This is a genomic window from Gaoshiqia sp. US2 (genome assembly GCF_059705485.1).
On the sequence record NZ_AP048550.1, the window covers coordinates 2332835 to 2348609 of the forward strand.

18 protein-coding genes are annotated in these 15775 nt (G+C 40.6%); all 18 read left to right on the plus strand.

All coding sequences use genetic code 11. The annotated features are described in order from the left end of the window. Positions 1-2: 2 nt before the first annotated feature. The 18 genes from AC6H3C_RS09220 (at position 3) to AC6H3C_RS09305 (ending at position 15747) form a co-directional block, all read left to right on the plus strand. Complete coding sequence (locus AC6H3C_RS09220) at positions 3-920, plus strand: glycosyltransferase family 2 protein (protein WP_497520474.1); 918 nt, start codon at positions 3-5, stop codon at positions 918-920. Next, a complete protein-coding gene (locus AC6H3C_RS09225) occupies positions 917-2227 on the plus strand; it encodes an O-antigen ligase family protein (protein ID WP_497520475.1) in 1311 nt (436 codons plus the stop codon). Before AC6H3C_RS09220 ends, AC6H3C_RS09225 begins: the two co-directional genes overlap by 4 nt. Further along, complete coding sequence (locus AC6H3C_RS09230) at positions 2190-3146, plus strand: glycosyltransferase family 4 protein (RefSeq protein ID WP_497520476.1); 957 nt, start codon at positions 2190-2192, stop codon at positions 3144-3146. Before AC6H3C_RS09225 ends, AC6H3C_RS09230 begins: the two co-directional genes overlap by 38 nt. Further along, positions 3139-3618, plus strand: coding sequence for an acyltransferase (locus AC6H3C_RS09235; protein ID WP_497520477.1), 480 nt, complete (start codon positions 3139-3141; stop codon positions 3616-3618). Before AC6H3C_RS09230 ends, AC6H3C_RS09235 begins: the two co-directional genes overlap by 8 nt. A gap of 21 nt (positions 3619-3639) precedes the next feature. Further along, a complete protein-coding gene (locus AC6H3C_RS09240) occupies positions 3640-4542 on the plus strand; it encodes an SDR family oxidoreductase (protein ID WP_497520479.1) in 903 nt (300 codons plus the stop codon). A gap of 2 nt (positions 4543-4544) precedes the next feature. Then, complete coding sequence (locus AC6H3C_RS09245; RefSeq protein ID WP_497520480.1) at positions 4545-5645, plus strand: DUF1972 domain-containing protein; 1101 nt, start codon at positions 4545-4547, stop codon at positions 5643-5645. Then, entirely contained in the window at positions 5638-6678 is a 1041-nt protein-coding gene (locus AC6H3C_RS09250; RefSeq protein WP_497520481.1) for a Gfo/Idh/MocA family protein, read from the plus strand. Before AC6H3C_RS09245 ends, AC6H3C_RS09250 begins: the two co-directional genes overlap by 8 nt. 1 nt (position 6679) lies before the next feature. Then, complete coding sequence (locus AC6H3C_RS09255; RefSeq protein WP_497520482.1) at positions 6680-7600, plus strand: hypothetical protein; 921 nt, start codon at positions 6680-6682, stop codon at positions 7598-7600. Positions 7601-7807: 207 nt separating this feature from the next. Next, positions 7808-8137 (plus strand): helix-turn-helix domain-containing protein, encoded by a 330-nt coding sequence (locus AC6H3C_RS09260; protein ID WP_497520483.1) that lies wholly within the window; start codon positions 7808-7810, stop codon positions 8135-8137. A gap of 171 nt (positions 8138-8308) precedes the next feature. Further along, a complete protein-coding gene (locus tag AC6H3C_RS09265; RefSeq protein WP_497520484.1) occupies positions 8309-8545 on the plus strand; it encodes a DUF4160 domain-containing protein in 237 nt (78 codons plus the stop codon). Continuing rightward, positions 8523-8756 (plus strand): DUF2442 domain-containing protein, encoded by a 234-nt coding sequence (locus AC6H3C_RS09270; protein WP_497520486.1) that lies wholly within the window; start codon positions 8523-8525, stop codon positions 8754-8756. The genes AC6H3C_RS09265 and AC6H3C_RS09270 overlap by 23 nt, the downstream gene beginning before the upstream one ends. Before the next feature lie 423 nt (positions 8757-9179). After that, the gene (locus AC6H3C_RS09275) at positions 9180-10124 is read left to right on the plus strand and encodes an NAD-dependent epimerase/dehydratase family protein (RefSeq protein ID WP_497520487.1); all 945 of its coding nucleotides are present in this window, start codon (positions 9180-9182) and stop codon (positions 10122-10124) included. A gap of 326 nt (positions 10125-10450) precedes the next feature. Next, positions 10451-10690, plus strand: a complete 240-nt coding sequence (locus AC6H3C_RS09280; protein WP_497520488.1) for a hypothetical protein — start codon at positions 10451-10453, stop codon at positions 10688-10690. Continuing rightward, the gene (locus AC6H3C_RS09285) at positions 10678-10998 is read left to right on the plus strand and encodes a type II toxin-antitoxin system RelE/ParE family toxin (protein WP_497520490.1); all 321 of its coding nucleotides are present in this window, start codon (positions 10678-10680) and stop codon (positions 10996-10998) included. Before AC6H3C_RS09280 ends, AC6H3C_RS09285 begins: the two co-directional genes overlap by 13 nt. Before the next feature lie 219 nt (positions 10999-11217). After that, on the plus strand, positions 11218-12192 hold the full coding sequence (locus AC6H3C_RS09290) for an MraY family glycosyltransferase (RefSeq protein ID WP_497520492.1): 975 nt from the start codon (positions 11218-11220) through the stop codon (positions 12190-12192). 338 nt (positions 12193-12530) lie between these two features. Further along, complete coding sequence (locus AC6H3C_RS09295; protein ID WP_497520493.1) at positions 12531-12923, plus strand: WbuC family cupin fold metalloprotein; 393 nt, start codon at positions 12531-12533, stop codon at positions 12921-12923. Between the two features lie 71 nt (positions 12924-12994). Beyond that, on the plus strand, positions 12995-14911 hold the full coding sequence (locus tag AC6H3C_RS09300) for a polysaccharide biosynthesis protein (protein WP_497520495.1): 1917 nt from the start codon (positions 12995-12997) through the stop codon (positions 14909-14911). A gap of 41 nt (positions 14912-14952) precedes the next feature. Then, the gene (locus AC6H3C_RS09305; RefSeq protein WP_497520496.1) at positions 14953-15747 is read left to right on the plus strand and encodes a polysaccharide biosynthesis/export family protein; all 795 of its coding nucleotides are present in this window, start codon (positions 14953-14955) and stop codon (positions 15745-15747) included. Positions 15748-15775 lie beyond the last annotated feature (28 nt).

Consider the following 15775-nt stretch of genomic DNA (forward strand, 5'->3'; position numbering starts at 1 on the left):
ATATGAACACTTTTAAAATTAGTGTTATCATTCCTGCTTACAATGCGGGAAAATATATCAATGGGGCAATCAATTCTGTTTTAAAGCAAACTTATCAACCTCACGAAATAATTGTGGTTGATGATGGTTCACGAGATAATACTTATAAGATTGTAAAAGATAATTTTAGTGCTGTCAGTCTTTTTCGTCAGGAAAATGGCGGTCCCGCCGCCGCCCGGAATTTGGGAATACAAAAATCAACAGGGGATTGGATTACTTTTCTTGATGCAGATGATGAGTGGATGCCTGATTTACTTGAAAATTATGTGGAAGTACTTGTTTCTCATAAAAATATAGTTTGGTGTTGTGGTCCTTATGTTATAGAATTTCCAGATAAAAAAGTAAACATAAGATACAGTGGAAGTCAGCTTGAAAATAGGGTTATTGAAAATATTTTAGTTGCATATAAAGATTTTAAGAACAGAACAATAGCTGAGCTTGTAACTCCCTGTTCTGTGATCATTAATAGACATGTTTTTAATGTAGTAGGTTATTTTAATACTGGTTTTAAACATGGGGAAGATATTGATATGTGGTTCCGTATTTCTTTAGTTTTTCCCAGAATTGGATATCTTGACGAAGTATCTTTTAAATATAAAAGATATAACCCGAAATCTCTTACGAGTTTAAAGAAAATAAACTCTTCAATTAAGGTTGAACGTATCAATAACTCCTGGAAATATATTAAAGAGTATACAGAACTTCAGAGTATAGGCTCTATTGCTTTAAACATCTGGTTTCTCCGGTTATTCAAAAATTCACTAAAGGAGTTCAATCTTAATTTTTATGAGGGATTAGAAATGGAAGTTTTGAATAATCTAAATCATTGGAACAAGATTAGGCTATTCATAATAAAACTACTATGTAAAATTATTAGATGAAAAAAAATATTCTGAAATTTATAACATTTTTCCTTCCTTTTTCTTTGTTTTTCCAAGCGAATGATAACTTGATCTATCTGATGTATTCCGGTATATTTCTATTTTTATCATTTTCGGGATATTATTTTATAGGGAATATTAGGAAATATGAAATTTCAAAGGGAATTGCAATGTATTTTATGTTTATTTTATTTTCCCTTTTGCAGCATTGTTTTTTTTCAGTTGATGGAGAAAATTCTATAACAATGATTGGTAGGCTTGCTGTGATTTGTCTTGTTATTTTTTTTGTCTATAATAATGTTAAGATATATGGTGTGGAAAAGGCATTTTTGGCAGGACTTTCAGCCGGATTAATAATAAATTTATCAGTAATATTGCATGTTATGCCTGCTTGGATGTCTTCTGACGCTGAAACTCGATTTTCGGGTGTAGCCGGAAATGAAAATGTATTTTCGAATATGGTATTAATGAGCATAGTTGCGATATCTTATTTCCGATTAATTAAGGGAACTGGCTCATGGTTATATACATTTGCTTTGATTAGTGGCTTTATTTGCCTCTTATTTGCAGGTTCAAGGGCTGGTATTATCGGAGGAATATTTGTGCTTACGGTATTGGGAATCTCTTGGATTCTAAATCCATCTGAAAAGAAGGATATCTCGTATGGAATATTGTTCTTGCTATTTTTAACCATTGTGTTTATCCCCCTATATGCTGACTTTGTAGTTTCAAAGTTTGAGTCTTTTTTATCTCGTTTTCAAGATTTCATATCTTTTTTTAAGACTAGCGAGGGTGACAGAAGTACGGAGATGCGTTATATGTTCGCGGAATTGGCATTTGAACTTATTGGCAAGTATTTTTTTACCGGAGTTGGGTTAGATAATTTTAAATTCTTTACAGTGACTTATTCCCACAATAACTATTTAGAAATATTTGTAAGTGTAGGTGTCTTTGGTTTCTTAATTTACTTATCATTTTATTATGTCTTATTGTCTAAAATCTTAAAGATAAAAGGGACAAAGATTAAATTTATTCTGTTCTTTCTCTTTTTCGTCCGTTTTATTCTGGATATAACTATTGTTTCATATTATTTGAGATTAGTAGTTATTATTGTTATTTTTCTCGAAGTATTAATAGATAAGGAAGATATTGTTGCGAAAAGGAATCGATACTTATTATATGTATTCAATAGGTATAAAGTATCTCGTGATAATAAAGGGACTATTAAGCAGAAAAATATGCTTCATGATAGCTTCTTAATAAATAGAAATGAAAGTCCTCCATATAACAAACAACTATCCTACTAGGCGTCATCCCATTTTTGGAATATTTGTTAAAGAACAAATTGATTCGTTAACAAGTCTGGGTATTACGAACAAAGTCTTCTTTATCAATAGTAGGGAAAAAGGGGTCATCGAGTATATTTTCTCATATTTCAAGTTGCACATCCATCTTATTCGGAATAAATATGATCTGATTCATTGCCATCATTCTTTTAGCGCTGCAATTTTTGCAGCAACCTTATATCCGATTTTCAGTAAATGTGTAGTTTCTTTTCAGAATGATCCAAACCGGGAATGGAAAGGAAGATTATTCCCAATTTGTAATCTGTTATTTGATCGAATAATTTTAAAAAATAACAGCGAAGAGTATTCGAAATACAGAAAATGTATTTATTTTCCTAATGGAGTTGATATTAATCTTTTCAGGCCCTTATTAAAAGAAGAGTGTTATAAGATAACAAATCTGGATTTGTCTAAGAAGTATATTTTATTTCTAGATTCCTATAATAGAAGAACTCAAAAGAGATTTGATCGTTTTAATCAGGTAATTCAAATACTTCGTGAGGAATACGGAAGAACCGATATTGAACCGTTAGTTTTAACTAATACAGAAAGAAAATACATACCATACTATATGAATATTTCTGCAGTTCATTTGTTGACCTCTGATTTTGAAGGATCTCCTAATTCGGTGAAGGAGTGTCTTGCCTGTAATACGAAAATTGTAACAACTCCGGTAGGTAATGTTGTTGATTTACTTGGAGATGTTTTGGGATGTTATATCTCAAAATCTTTTGATACCAAAGAGCTTGCAGTGTTAGTCATAGAATCCTTGGAATATGAAAATTTTCAAGGGAGATCAAATCTAATCTCAAAAAGGCTTGATATTAATAATACTGCAATAAAACTGAAAAATATTTACGACTTGATAATCAATGGATAAAAGGGCATATTATTTTTCCATACTCCTTTTTTTTGCAACAATTTTGCGTCGATACAGAGGCTTTGTATTGCGACTGAAAGGATATGATATTACTCCTACTACAATAATAGAAGGGAGCGTAAAACTTGATAAGTTATATCCAAAAGGAATTCATATTGGTGCGAACACACTAGTTGCCGGAGGTTCAACTATATTAAGCCACGATCATTGTAAACGAGTTGGAAACAATCAACCCTACCTAACCGAAACGTACATTGGAAAGAACTGTTTTATTGCAATAGGTGCAATTATATTACCCGGAGTTAGAATAGGAGATGAGGTAATTGTTGGAGCAGGAGCGGTTGTAACCAAGGATGTGCCATCTAATTGTATCGTGGCAGGGAATCCAGCAAAAATAATCCGGGCTGGAATTAGAATGAACGATTTTGCAGCAATAGAAAACTGGACAAAAGATAACGGTTGGATGGACTAATCCCAAAATCCTCAAAGAAATATGAAACAAAAAATCTACATTGCCGGCTGCGGAGGCATGCTGGGCGAGGCTTTTTATGCCAGGTTTAAAGATGAATATGAGTTAAAATGTACCGATAAAGATGTAAATGAAGAATGGCTTTCGCTGCTCGATTTCAGAGAATTGGCGGCTTACAGGAACGATGTTTTGGCGTTTAAACCCGATTACCTGTTCCATCTGGGCGCTTATACCGACCTGGAATTTTGTGAACAAAATACCGATGAAACTTACCGGACAAATACGTTGGCAGTTGAGAACGCGGTATATATTTCGAATGAACTGGATATACCATTATTGTATATCAGCACTGCCGGGATATTTGACGGGGAAAAGGCTCTTTACGACGATTGGGATCTGCCTAACCCGCTGGGGGTCTATGCGCGCTCGAAATACATGGGCGAACGTTTCGTGATTGAAAATGCCAAACGCTACCTGGTGTGTCGTGCCGGTTGGATGATGGGTTCCGGTCCGGGAAAGGATAAGAAATTTATCCAGAAGCTGATGAAACAATTGAAAGATGGTAAGCGCGAATTATTCATTGTGAATGATAAAGACGGTACGCCTACCTATACGCACGATTTTGCAAATAATGTAAAGTACTTAATTGAAAAAGAATACTGGGGCCTGTATAATATGGTTTGCGGCGGACAAACAAGCCGCTTGGAAGTTACGGAAGAATTATTGAAAATCCTGGGTCTGACAGATCAGGTTAAAATAAATGTGGTCACCAGTGATTATTTCAAAGACATTTATTTTGCCGAACGCCCGCCATGCGAGAGATTGGATAACCGTAAACTCAGCATCAGAAAGGCCAACTTGATGCGGGATTGGAGAGTGGCGTTGAAAGAGTATATCAACAACTATTATCAAGGTTATTTGGATTAAGAATGAAAAAGAAAGTGGCCTTAATTGGCACCAACGGTATACCCGCACGTTATGGCGGATTTGAAACATTAACCGAATACCTTGCCAGGTACCTTAATAACGAATATCATCTGTATTGTTACTGTGCAAAAGCCCCAAAAGATAAGCGACTAAATGAATACTTGAACACAAAGCTGATCTATTTGCCATTTAACGCCAACGGCTGGCAGTCGATGATTTACGATGCCCTGTCAATTGTCAATTCACTGATTAAACATGATGTTCTGATCGTTCTTGGTTTTTCTGGCGTTGCGGCATTTCCGTTGAAATTTTTGTTTGGCAAGAAGATTATTTTCAATATTGGTGGAATTGAATGGCAGAAAGTTAGGGGAAGTAAACTGACCGGAAAGCTGGAAGTCGTTGTGAAGAAATGGTTTGAATGGGTTTGTGTTCGTGCCTCAGATCTAGTCATTGCAGATAATCAGGTATTATACGATTATGTGACACAGAAATATCAGGTTGAACCGGTATTGGCAGAATATGGTGGGAATCATGCTGTTTATGAGTCGGTAGATACAATGAGCATCAAAAAGTATCCATTCCTTGAAAAAAGTTACGATTTGACAGTATCAAGGGCACAGGAAGATATGAATATTCACCTGGTGATTGATGCATATAAAAAAATTCCGCAACGGAATATTGTTATCATTTCCAATTGGAAAATATCGGAATACGGTCAGAGACTCAAAAGAGAAAATGAGAATAAATACCCGAATATGATCTTATTGGATGCTGTTTATGATTTGAAGGAGCTGAATACGATTCGTGGTAATTGTCAACTCTATTTACATACCCATTCACTTTGTGGCACGGCGCCCTCTCTTACTGAAGCCATGTCGTTGGGACTTCCGGTCATTTGCTTTGACGTACCTACGAACAGGGCTTCTACCGAAGAAAAAACATTTTACTTCAGAGATACAGAATCATTGATCGAAATCATCACCAGACTGAATACAGCGAATACAAAAAAACTGGGAGATGATATGTTAGAGATTGCTTCCCGCAGATACACCTGGGAAAGAATAGTTGATTTATATAAGAAATGTATAGAAATCTATGGATAAAATTAAATTTGGAATTATCGGCATGGGTAGAATGGGGATTACCCATTATTCGATCATCAATACTCATCCCCAGGTTGAAGTCATATCCGTGGCGGATACTTCGAAAATGACCCTGGATATATTAGGCAAATATGTTCCGGCAGTTCAGGTGTTTAAAGGTTACAAAGACCTGATTGATTTGTCTAAACCTGATGCAGTGATTGTATGTACGCCTCCAAACTTGCATTTTGAAGTTTGTAGTTATGCCTGTCAGCATGGGATCCATGTTTTTGCGGAAAAACCTTTTACAACAGATGCGGAACAGGCCAGAGAACTGAAAGAAAAATTTGAAGCCAAAGGGCTGGTCAACCAGGTCGGATATGTCAACAGATTTAACGATGTGTTTATGACGGTAAAAAAATACATCACAAGCGGTTTGGTTGGAAAAGTAGTACGGTTTAAGTCGGAAATGTTTAGCTGTACGGTTACGAAAAAAGAAGAAACTGAAAGCTGGCGTTCATTTCGTGAAAACGGAGGTGGGGCTGTTTATGAAATAGCAGCCCACGCTATTGATCTGGCAGACTATCTTTTTGGGCCTCCAGATCAAATTACAGGAACCAGCATGAACCAACTTTACTCAAAACATGTGGAAGATATCGTTTCATCTACTTTTATCTACAAAAACGGATGTTCCGGGACGTTGTACGTGAACTGGTGCGATACCAGTTTTCGAAAACCAGCCAACAAGTTGGAAATATTCGGAGAAAAAGGGAAAATACTGGCTGATCAGCACGGGTTAAAAGTATTTCTGAATAATGATGATAAAGAAAACGGCTATAAAAAAGGATGGAATAGTGTTTATATCACGGATATTTTTACACCTGTTCCTTTTTATGTCAGAGGAAACGAATTTACCCGTCAGTTATATCACTTTGCCGATAGCATTTTAGGCACGACACCAGAAAAAGTCTGTACGTTTTCGGACGGCTACCATACTCAAAAAGTGATACATGAATTGTTTGAAAATGCCACACCTCATTTAACTACGGCCTGACATGGAAAAAATAGATCAAATTATTTTTGGAGATAACCAGTTTTTTGGCATTAACCACATGTCGCAGGAAAAAGCACAGCAGTTGGCTGAAAAGTTTTTTCAAACAGAAAATATCTTCAAAATTTACGACCTTGCTATTAAGTATGGAATCAATGCAGTCATGTTAAACAGCAATGACCGGGCCAAAGAAATATGTGATTATTTCCGCGATAATAAATCAAAGTACAAAGATCTGAATTGGTACCCTTCTATTCCATACCCGCACAAATATGCCAACATGGTTAATGAGAAAGGAATATTCCCGGCAATAAACGATATTTTATTTAAAAATAATTCAGCTATTGGAGTATTGGGCATGGTGGCCAAAGGTGGTTTGGCGGTTTTTAATAAAGATGCCATAGAACTAATGAAAATGCTTGTTGACCTGGAAGTTAAAATATTCAAAGGGTTGAACATCAAAGTTATTTTTCTGCAGAACATTATTGTGGATCTCTTATTGGGCTACGGAGTAAAGGAGGTTTTTTATGAGTATTGCAGCCATGTTCGTAAAAAGTACCATGCCTTGCCGGGACTCATCACTCAAAATCTACCTTATTTAAAAGAAAAACTTGAAGAATGGGGTATTGATGAGGTTGTAATATGCAGTTCCATTAATAAAATTGGTTATTTAATGTCGCCTGACATTCCGTCTTACGTCGATACGATTCAGAATAACGATGCTTCAAGGTACCAGTTAATGGCGATGTCTACCCTGGCATCAGGCGCTGTTCGTGCTACCGAAGCTTATGATTTTATCAATGCCTTAAACCTTCAGTCAGTCGTATTTGGAGCATCTTCGGAAAAGAATATTCAGGAAACAGTCAGTTTAATTAAACGAACACGTGAGCCTGCAATACATATTTATCCGGATGTTACCGGGTAGTATGGGATGTGGAATATCCAGATTGCGGATTGCCTCATTCTCAATAACAAAACAGGCCCCGACAGCACCGTAACCCACTACTCATTTATGAACATCCTAATCACCGGTATTCCATGCAGTTGAGAATTTAATTGAAAAACTGAAGTTAAGAAACTAAAATTGAAAATTGATACACATGAAATTGTAGTTTTGCCTGAAATATAATCAATGGACCTCATGGAAAGGCTTGGGAGACTTAGGACTTTTACTTTGTGTGAGGTTAAGGATGAGCATCTTGGAACGGTTGATCCAGAGAAAAGCGACAAAGATGAATACGAGTTGCAGCTTGATTTGTTAGGAAGAATGATAAGGCAAGCATGCAAAGAGCGAAATCTTACACAATCTGAGCTTAGTGAAATGATCGGAGTGCGAAAGTCACAAATTTCCAGGATTGAGAGAAATGCTAAAAATGTAACCATTGACACAATCCTTCGTGTTTTTAGAGCGTTGGAGGGACTGAATAGAATCAAGGCACGCAGGAACATTAATAAATTTTAATCGAATAGACCAATAAAAGAAGGGTGTACAACAAAATTTCATCCTACCCATATCAGGTTCCTACGGAACCATTGGCAAATCCGCCATCCGCTTGGTTTCTCAAACTATCCCTCAAAGACATGGTATGACTTATTCCGGGAAGAAAAATTCATTACCTTTGAATAAAAAAATATGCCAACAATATTACAAATAAGGGGATATAGGTTCTTCTTTTATATAAACGACCATCATCCTCCGCATATTCATGTTGAAAAAGGAAGAAGTACTGCAAAGTTCCTTTTAGAGAATGCAGAACTGGTAAAGTCAAAAAGGTTTAACGCAAGTGAACTAAGCGAAATTAGAAAGATTATTTTGGAAAATATTGAACTTTTTAAAACAAAATGGGATGAGCGTTTTACACATTACTAAATCAACTAATGCCGTAAATATTTGGTTCGACGAAATAAAGATGTACCTCGTTTTGGACGATGGAAGGGAACTTTCAGTTCCAATAAATTGGTTTCCTTCATTACGTGATGCAACACCTGAGCAAAGAAACAACTGGAGGCTTATTGGTGACGGTGAAGGAATCCATTGGAAAGATTTGGATGAAGATATTTTAGTGGAAGGGCTTTTATAACGAACTTTAAAATACAAGCATCCCCGGCGGCTCAGTCGGTGAATAAGATTTGTAACTCACACGACTATTTGATAATTTTACTTACAAAAATAAGTCTATGAGACTTTCTGCTGTTGAGATAAATATCATTCGCCGTGTTGCCAGTGAGGTTTGAGGAGATCAGACAATCATCTATTGTTGAACGGATTGAAGGGATCAACATCCTTTTTGAAAAAAATGAAATGTTAAAGCAAATTACGGGGAATTGCCGGTCAGTTTTATCAGAAAAGGTTGGACTGAATTTATAGCAAGAAGGGATCCGCCTGCAACGGCGCCGATTGCCTTCCCCGATGCTCGTTGGAAAGGCAATCACTTGGCAGTCAGACCATTTCATCCTCAATAACAAATCGGACCCCTGGAATAGATCAAACCCACTACTCATTTATGAACATCCTAATCACCGGTATTCACGGCTTTGTTGGTACAAACCTGACCAAAGCCCTGATGACAGAACATACCCTTTACGGACTCGATCTTGTTGCTCCCGAAAAAGAGGGCGTCATAAAAACAGTTGGATGGGCTAACCTTGAAAATGATGCTTTACCAGCCGTGGATGTGGTCATTCACCTGGCTGGTAAAGCTCATGATACAAAAAATGAGTCTGAATCGCAGGTGTACTTTGACGTCAATACCGGCTTGACCCGGAAAATTTATGATTATTTCCGGGCTTCGTCGGCAAAGAAGTTTATTTTTTTCAGTTCGGTGAAGGCTGTTGCCGATTCAGTAAAGGGGCCTGTTTTAACCGAAGAAGCCGCACCTGCTCCTGTTGGCCCTTACGGCGAAAGCAAGCTGCTGGCAGAACAATATATCCGGGAGCATTGGCCCAATCAGAATTCAGATCAATCGGTGTATATTCTTCGGCCCTGCATGATTCATGGACCGGGTAACAAGGGCAATTTAAACTTGCTATACCAACTGGTGAGTATGAACCTCCCTTGGCCTTTGGGCGTGTATGCCAATGAACGTTCGTTTCTGTCGGTGGGCAACCTGGCCTACGTGATCGGCCGGTTGGTGAACGAACCCATCCCGGCAGGTGTTTACCAGGTGGCTGATGACGAACCGCTTTCGACCAACGAACTAATCAGACTAATCGCTCAATCGCGAGGGCAGAAGGCAAAGATCTGGCATTTGCCCAAATGGATGGTTGGCGGTTTGGCGAGAGTGGGAGGGTGGTTGCATCTTCTGTTAAATCCCGCACGCCTGCATAAGCTCACCGAAAACTATGTGGTGAGCAATGCCCGCATCAGGCAAGCGCTGGGTATAACAAAGATGCCTGTGCCCGCCCGCGATGGCCTGACAGAAACGCTGAGAAGCTTCAAAGAACGATAACCACCTCCCGCGCTTCGCGGGTACTCCTACTTAAAAAGAAGGAGAAAACCGGCGTTTGGTAAGTTGGTTAAAGAAAAGGACAAATTAATCATTTTATCAGGTGTCGCCACCTACGGGGTTCTTATCTTGTGAATGACTATTTTCTATCATCCTGAGTCTCCGTTCAGGAGCGTTAGGATTTGCCACTCGCTACTTACTACTTACTACTTACTACTTACTACTTACTACTACCTTGCTAACTGAGGATGTGATATTAATAGACCAATAAAAGAAGAATACGATGATGGTTTCCTTTTTGAATTGTAAATTTGTAAAAAATAGAAAACATGGATTTACAAACCAGAAAATTGAAAGCTATTGAATATCTGATCAAACTCCAGGACGAAAAGCTATTTAATGAGATAGAAGCTGTGATATTAAAAAGCCGGAAACAGGGAATTGCCCTGAAACCATTTTCTCAAAAACAATTGGTTGAAAGAGCTAAAACAGCGAACGAAGACTATTTTGCCGGAAGGTTCAAAACCCAGGAACAGCTTGAGATTGATTCGGACAAATGGTTAAAATAAAGCGGATCATATGGTCTGACTTCGCTTCAGATAATTTAAAAGAAATTATTACTTATTATAAAGAAGTTGCCGGGGAAAATATTTCCCGAAAACTCACAGCTAAAATTTTTAGATCAACGAAACAATTGATAAGATATCCCCTTTCCGGTCAAGTTGAGCTTTCACTGGAACATTTGGATGAGGGGCACAGGTATCTGGTTGTGGGCAACTATAAGCTTGTTTACCGGATAATTGATAACGACATTTTAATAACCGACCTTTTTGATTCACGGCAGGATCCGGAAAAAATTAACGACAATAAAAGATAGGCTTCCTAAAGTCTCAAATTTACCTCAAACAACTCCTTAGTTTGAACGAAAAGGAGGAGAAAACCGGCGTTTGGTAAGTTGGTTAAAGAAAAGGACAAATTGATCATTCTATCAGGTGCCGCCACCTACGGGGTTCTTATTTTCGAATGACTATTTTCGACCATACTGACGCTCGTGAAAGGAGAATCAGGATCAGCTACTTACTACTTAATACTCATCATGATATACCTCCTGTTTGCCTTCATACTGCTGGCGGTCGAGCTGATCTGGTTCCGGATTGCCGATCGGTTTCACATAATTGATCAGCCCAACCAGCGGAGTTCGCACAGCCGGATCACCCGGCGTGGCGGTGGAATTGTTTTTTACTTCGCTGTTCTGATCTACAGCCTTTGGTTTGGATTCTCTTATCCGTGGCTGTTGGTTGGAACAAGCCTGATTGCCGTAATTAGTCTGGCCGACGATATTCGTCCGGTAGCGAACCGACTTCGCTTATTGGTTCATTTTACGGCCATTTTGATGCTGTTTGCCGAATGGGCGATATTTCAGGGATTCCCTTGGTGGCTACTGCTTGCGGCTCTGGTATTTTGTGTAGGGATCATCAATGCCTATAATTTCATGGATGGGATTAACGGGATGACAGGAGGTTACAGTTTGACCCTACTGTTGACACTAATCTGGCTCAACGAACAACATATCCGCTTTGCCGATCCGGCTTTGCTAAATACGGTAACACTCGCCGTTTTGGTGTTTAACGTATTTAATTTCAGAAAGAAAGCGCTTTGTTTTGCCGGCGATGTGGGGTCGGTAAGCCTGGCTTTTCTGGTGTTGTTTTTCACCGGAATGCTTATCCGGGAAACCGCCGATGTGACGTATATCATTTTTCTTGCTGTTTACGGGGTTGATAGCGTCGCGACCATCATTCACCGTCTCATTTTAAAAGAAAATATATTTGAAGCGCATCGTAAACATGCCTATCAGATTATGGCGAACGAGTTAAGCATTCCTCATGTGCGGGTTGCAGGCGTTTACATGGGCTTACAGCTTGTTATTAATTGTATTTTTTTGATGATCCCGCCCCCTTTCCGGTGGCATTATGCGCTCGGAACCGTGTTGTTGCTGGCGATGATCTATATGGTCTTTATAAATAAATTCTTTTATCTCCATGCCCGCGTCGGGCAGGATCTGTCATCCTGATCCCGATTAATCTGAATTAGGAAAAGGAAGGGCCCGTCCGGCCTGAGGACAGCTATTCTGAAGAAAGTATGGCTGCTTATGTCCTTCCGGACAGGATTTACTTTTTTGTCTTGACACAAAAAAGTAAACAAAAAAAGTCAAGGCTGACGGTGATTTTGAAGGAAAACTACGGTTTGTGAATGCCACACGGCCCAACTCGTCGTTCCTCCTCAAACAGGGCCGCTTACCAGTCCCTGCCCCGGATTCCCTTCCCTTGTTTTCCGGGTTCAAAATCGCCGTAGGCCGCAGCCGAACGACAGGCATCACAGATTTTTCAAATGTGTCAAAGTAGAATGAACATGCAACTGATTGAATCTTCGCTTTTGAATAGCATATCAGACCGGGCCAAAGAGAGCCCGCGGCTTCGGATGAACCATAACTTTCATCACTCGGCTGATGCGCCTGTTCAGCGTCTGTTAAACGCGCTGGAGCCGGGCACGGTGATTCCTGTTCATCGCCACCGGCATACCGACGAAACCTATATTTTAATCCGGGGCTGCATCCGGGCGATTTTCTACGACGAGAAAGGGACGGAACTGGAGTCGGCCGTTATAAATCCGGATCAAGGATGCTTTGGCATCCATATCCCCGCGGGTCAGTGGCACTCGTTGGAGGTGATTGCCCCGGGGACGGTCATTTTTGAAGTGAAAGAAGGCCCCTATTCTCCGCTGGGGTCCGACGATCTGCTCTAAATCATACGTTTTGGCAAGGAAAGTCTTGCCCGACAAACCCGAATTATCCATGCGGTAAAATTTTAATAACTATGATCAGCTTGATAATTAGTAGATTAAAAAGGTATAATCTGCCCAGGAAACTAATCCTGGTGGCAGACATGGGCATTATCGTTACCGGATTTCCTCTGGCGTATCTGTTACGCTACAATTTTGATTTCAACCAGATTGAGTTTGGACAGGTTTTTATACAGGCCCTGGTGGTGGTATCACCGGTGTATTTGATGGCTTTTTTGTGGAGCGGCTCGTACAGGGGAATTATCCGGCATTCGTCTATCGAAGACGCTGTTCGTTTATTTACCACCATCAGCCTGGCTATGATGGCCTTAATCCTGCTCGCGGTGATGAGTCGGTTCATGGGAATGCCGAAAGCATGGAGCCTGTCGGGTTCAGTATTGGTCATCCATACAGCCCTATCCACGGTTTTGCTCATGGGGTCGAGATTATCAATCAGGGTGGTTTACCACGCTTTTATGGATCAGCGCGATCACTTAAAACCGGTATTGATTTTCGGTGCGGGAAGCATGGGCCAGATTACGCTGGGAGTGATTGAGAACGACCGGGTTTCAAAGATAAACGTAGTCGGATTTATTGACGACAACAAAACATTAGTCGGGAAGCGCCTGGCCGGAAAACCAATCTACTCGGAAGAAGACGCTTTCGGGAAAGTAGTCCGAAATAAAGAGGTGAAAGAGCTGATATTGGCCGTTACCCCTCACAAGATCACATTGGAGCGTAAGAAAGCCCTGTTCGACTGCTGTATGAAGCATGGGGTGCGGGTACGCGAGATTCCGCCGGTAAAAGACTGGATTGACGGGCGGTTTAATTCCCGTCAATTACGCGAACCTAATATCGAAGATTTATTGGGACGCGACCCGATTTGGCTGAACCAGAGTCAGGTGGCCGACGGGCTGCGGGGCGCCGTTGTTTTGGTAACCGGGGCCGCCGGATCAATCGGCTCTGAAATAGCCCGCCAGTTGATGGCTTTTGATGTCGATCACGCAGTTTTTGTCGATCAGGCGGAATCGCCCCTTTACGATTTGCAAAATGATTTGCTGAAACGGTTTTCTTCAGACAGGTTCAGCGTTGTGGTGGCAAGCATTACCGATCTGTACCGGATGCAATGTCTGTTTGAAAAATACCGGCCGCAATACGTGTTTAATGCGGCGGCCTACAAACACGTTCCGCTGATGGAAGAATCACCCTATGAAGCCATCCGGGTAAACGTGGGAGGTACCAGGTTGCTGGCTGACTTATCCGTGAAGTTTGGGGTGAAGAAATTCGTCATGATTTCGACTGATAAAGCGGTGAACCCAACCAATGTAATGGGAGCCTCGAAGCGGATTTGTGAGATCTACATCCAGGCATTAACCCAGACCCGGCATAAAAGTACCCAGTTTATTACCACCCGGTTTGGAAATGTGTTGGGTTCAAATGGATCGGTCGTGCCCCTGTTCCGCAAGCAAATTGAAGACGGAGGGCCGGTAACCGTGACACACCCCGATATTATCCGCTATTTTATGACGATTCCCGAAGCCTGTCAGTTGGTGCTCGAAGCCGGATTCATGGGACATGGAGGTGAAATTTACGTGTTCGATATGGGCGAGCCCGTCAAAATTTACGATCTGGCCGTAAAGATGATTTCCCTGGCCGGACTGAAACCGGTGGAAGATATTCCGATCCTTTTTACAGGGCTGAGGCCGGGAGAAAAATTGTATGAAGAATTGTTGGCCGACGAAGAAAATACCGTCCCGACGCATCACCCTAAAATTAAGGTGGCGCAAGTCAGGGAACACAACTTTGGTGTGGTGAATTTGATGATTGACGAATTGCTTGGCGCGATACGGAATGAATCGGAAGCCGGCCTGGTGATCCGAATGAAGGCCCTGGTGCCGGAGTTTATCTCCCAAAATTCGAAATACAGCAAATACGACGAGGTTACCGCGTAGCACTGATAAAAATTTATTAGAAACATAAATACAGAAAACAGATGAAAAACAATGTTCAGAAAGCCGTATTCGCTCTGTTGTCGATGATGCTGCTTTTTTCGTGCAAATCCAATAAAGAATTGATGTATTTACAGAACCTTCCCCGGGGCGAGGTGTTGCGCGGGGTCCCGTTTTCGACCAACGAGTATCGGTTGCGCACCAACGATAACCTGTATATTCAGGTGACTTCGCTAAACCCGGAGGTGAATCAGCTCTTCAACCCGTCGGCCGGTACCGGTTATGCAGCGGGCGTTACCCAGCAGTACGGGACGCTGAGCGCCCAGTATTTGAGCGGTTACCAGGTGGATGAAGACGGCAACATCGAAATGCCCATTATCGGTGAAATATTTTTGAAAGGAAAAACACTGAGCCAGGCCAAAGATTTGTTGGTAGAGCGGGTGAATGAATATTTTAAAGAGGCGACGGTGACGGTTAAATTACTCAGTTATAAGTTCACGGTTATGGGTGAGGTGACAAACCCCGGTGTTTATTACAGTTACCATAACTCCTGTACCCTTTTGGAAGCGATCAGTCAGGCCAATGGTACAACCGACTATTCAAGCCTCAGGAAAGTCATCATTATCCGCGAAACAGACGACCGGCGTTCGTATTCCATCCCGGTCGATCTGACCGATAAATCACTGCTGACTTCCCAGGCTTATTACCTGCAACCGAACGATGTGGTTTACGTGAAACCCGACAAGTACAAAAACACCCGCTTGAATGCGTCCTTATATGCCTTGATGTTATCAACGGTTTCCACCTTTATTGTCATTTTAAAATACATTGGAGAATAGCGAGGTTGGTTTCCCGATATCATAGCAA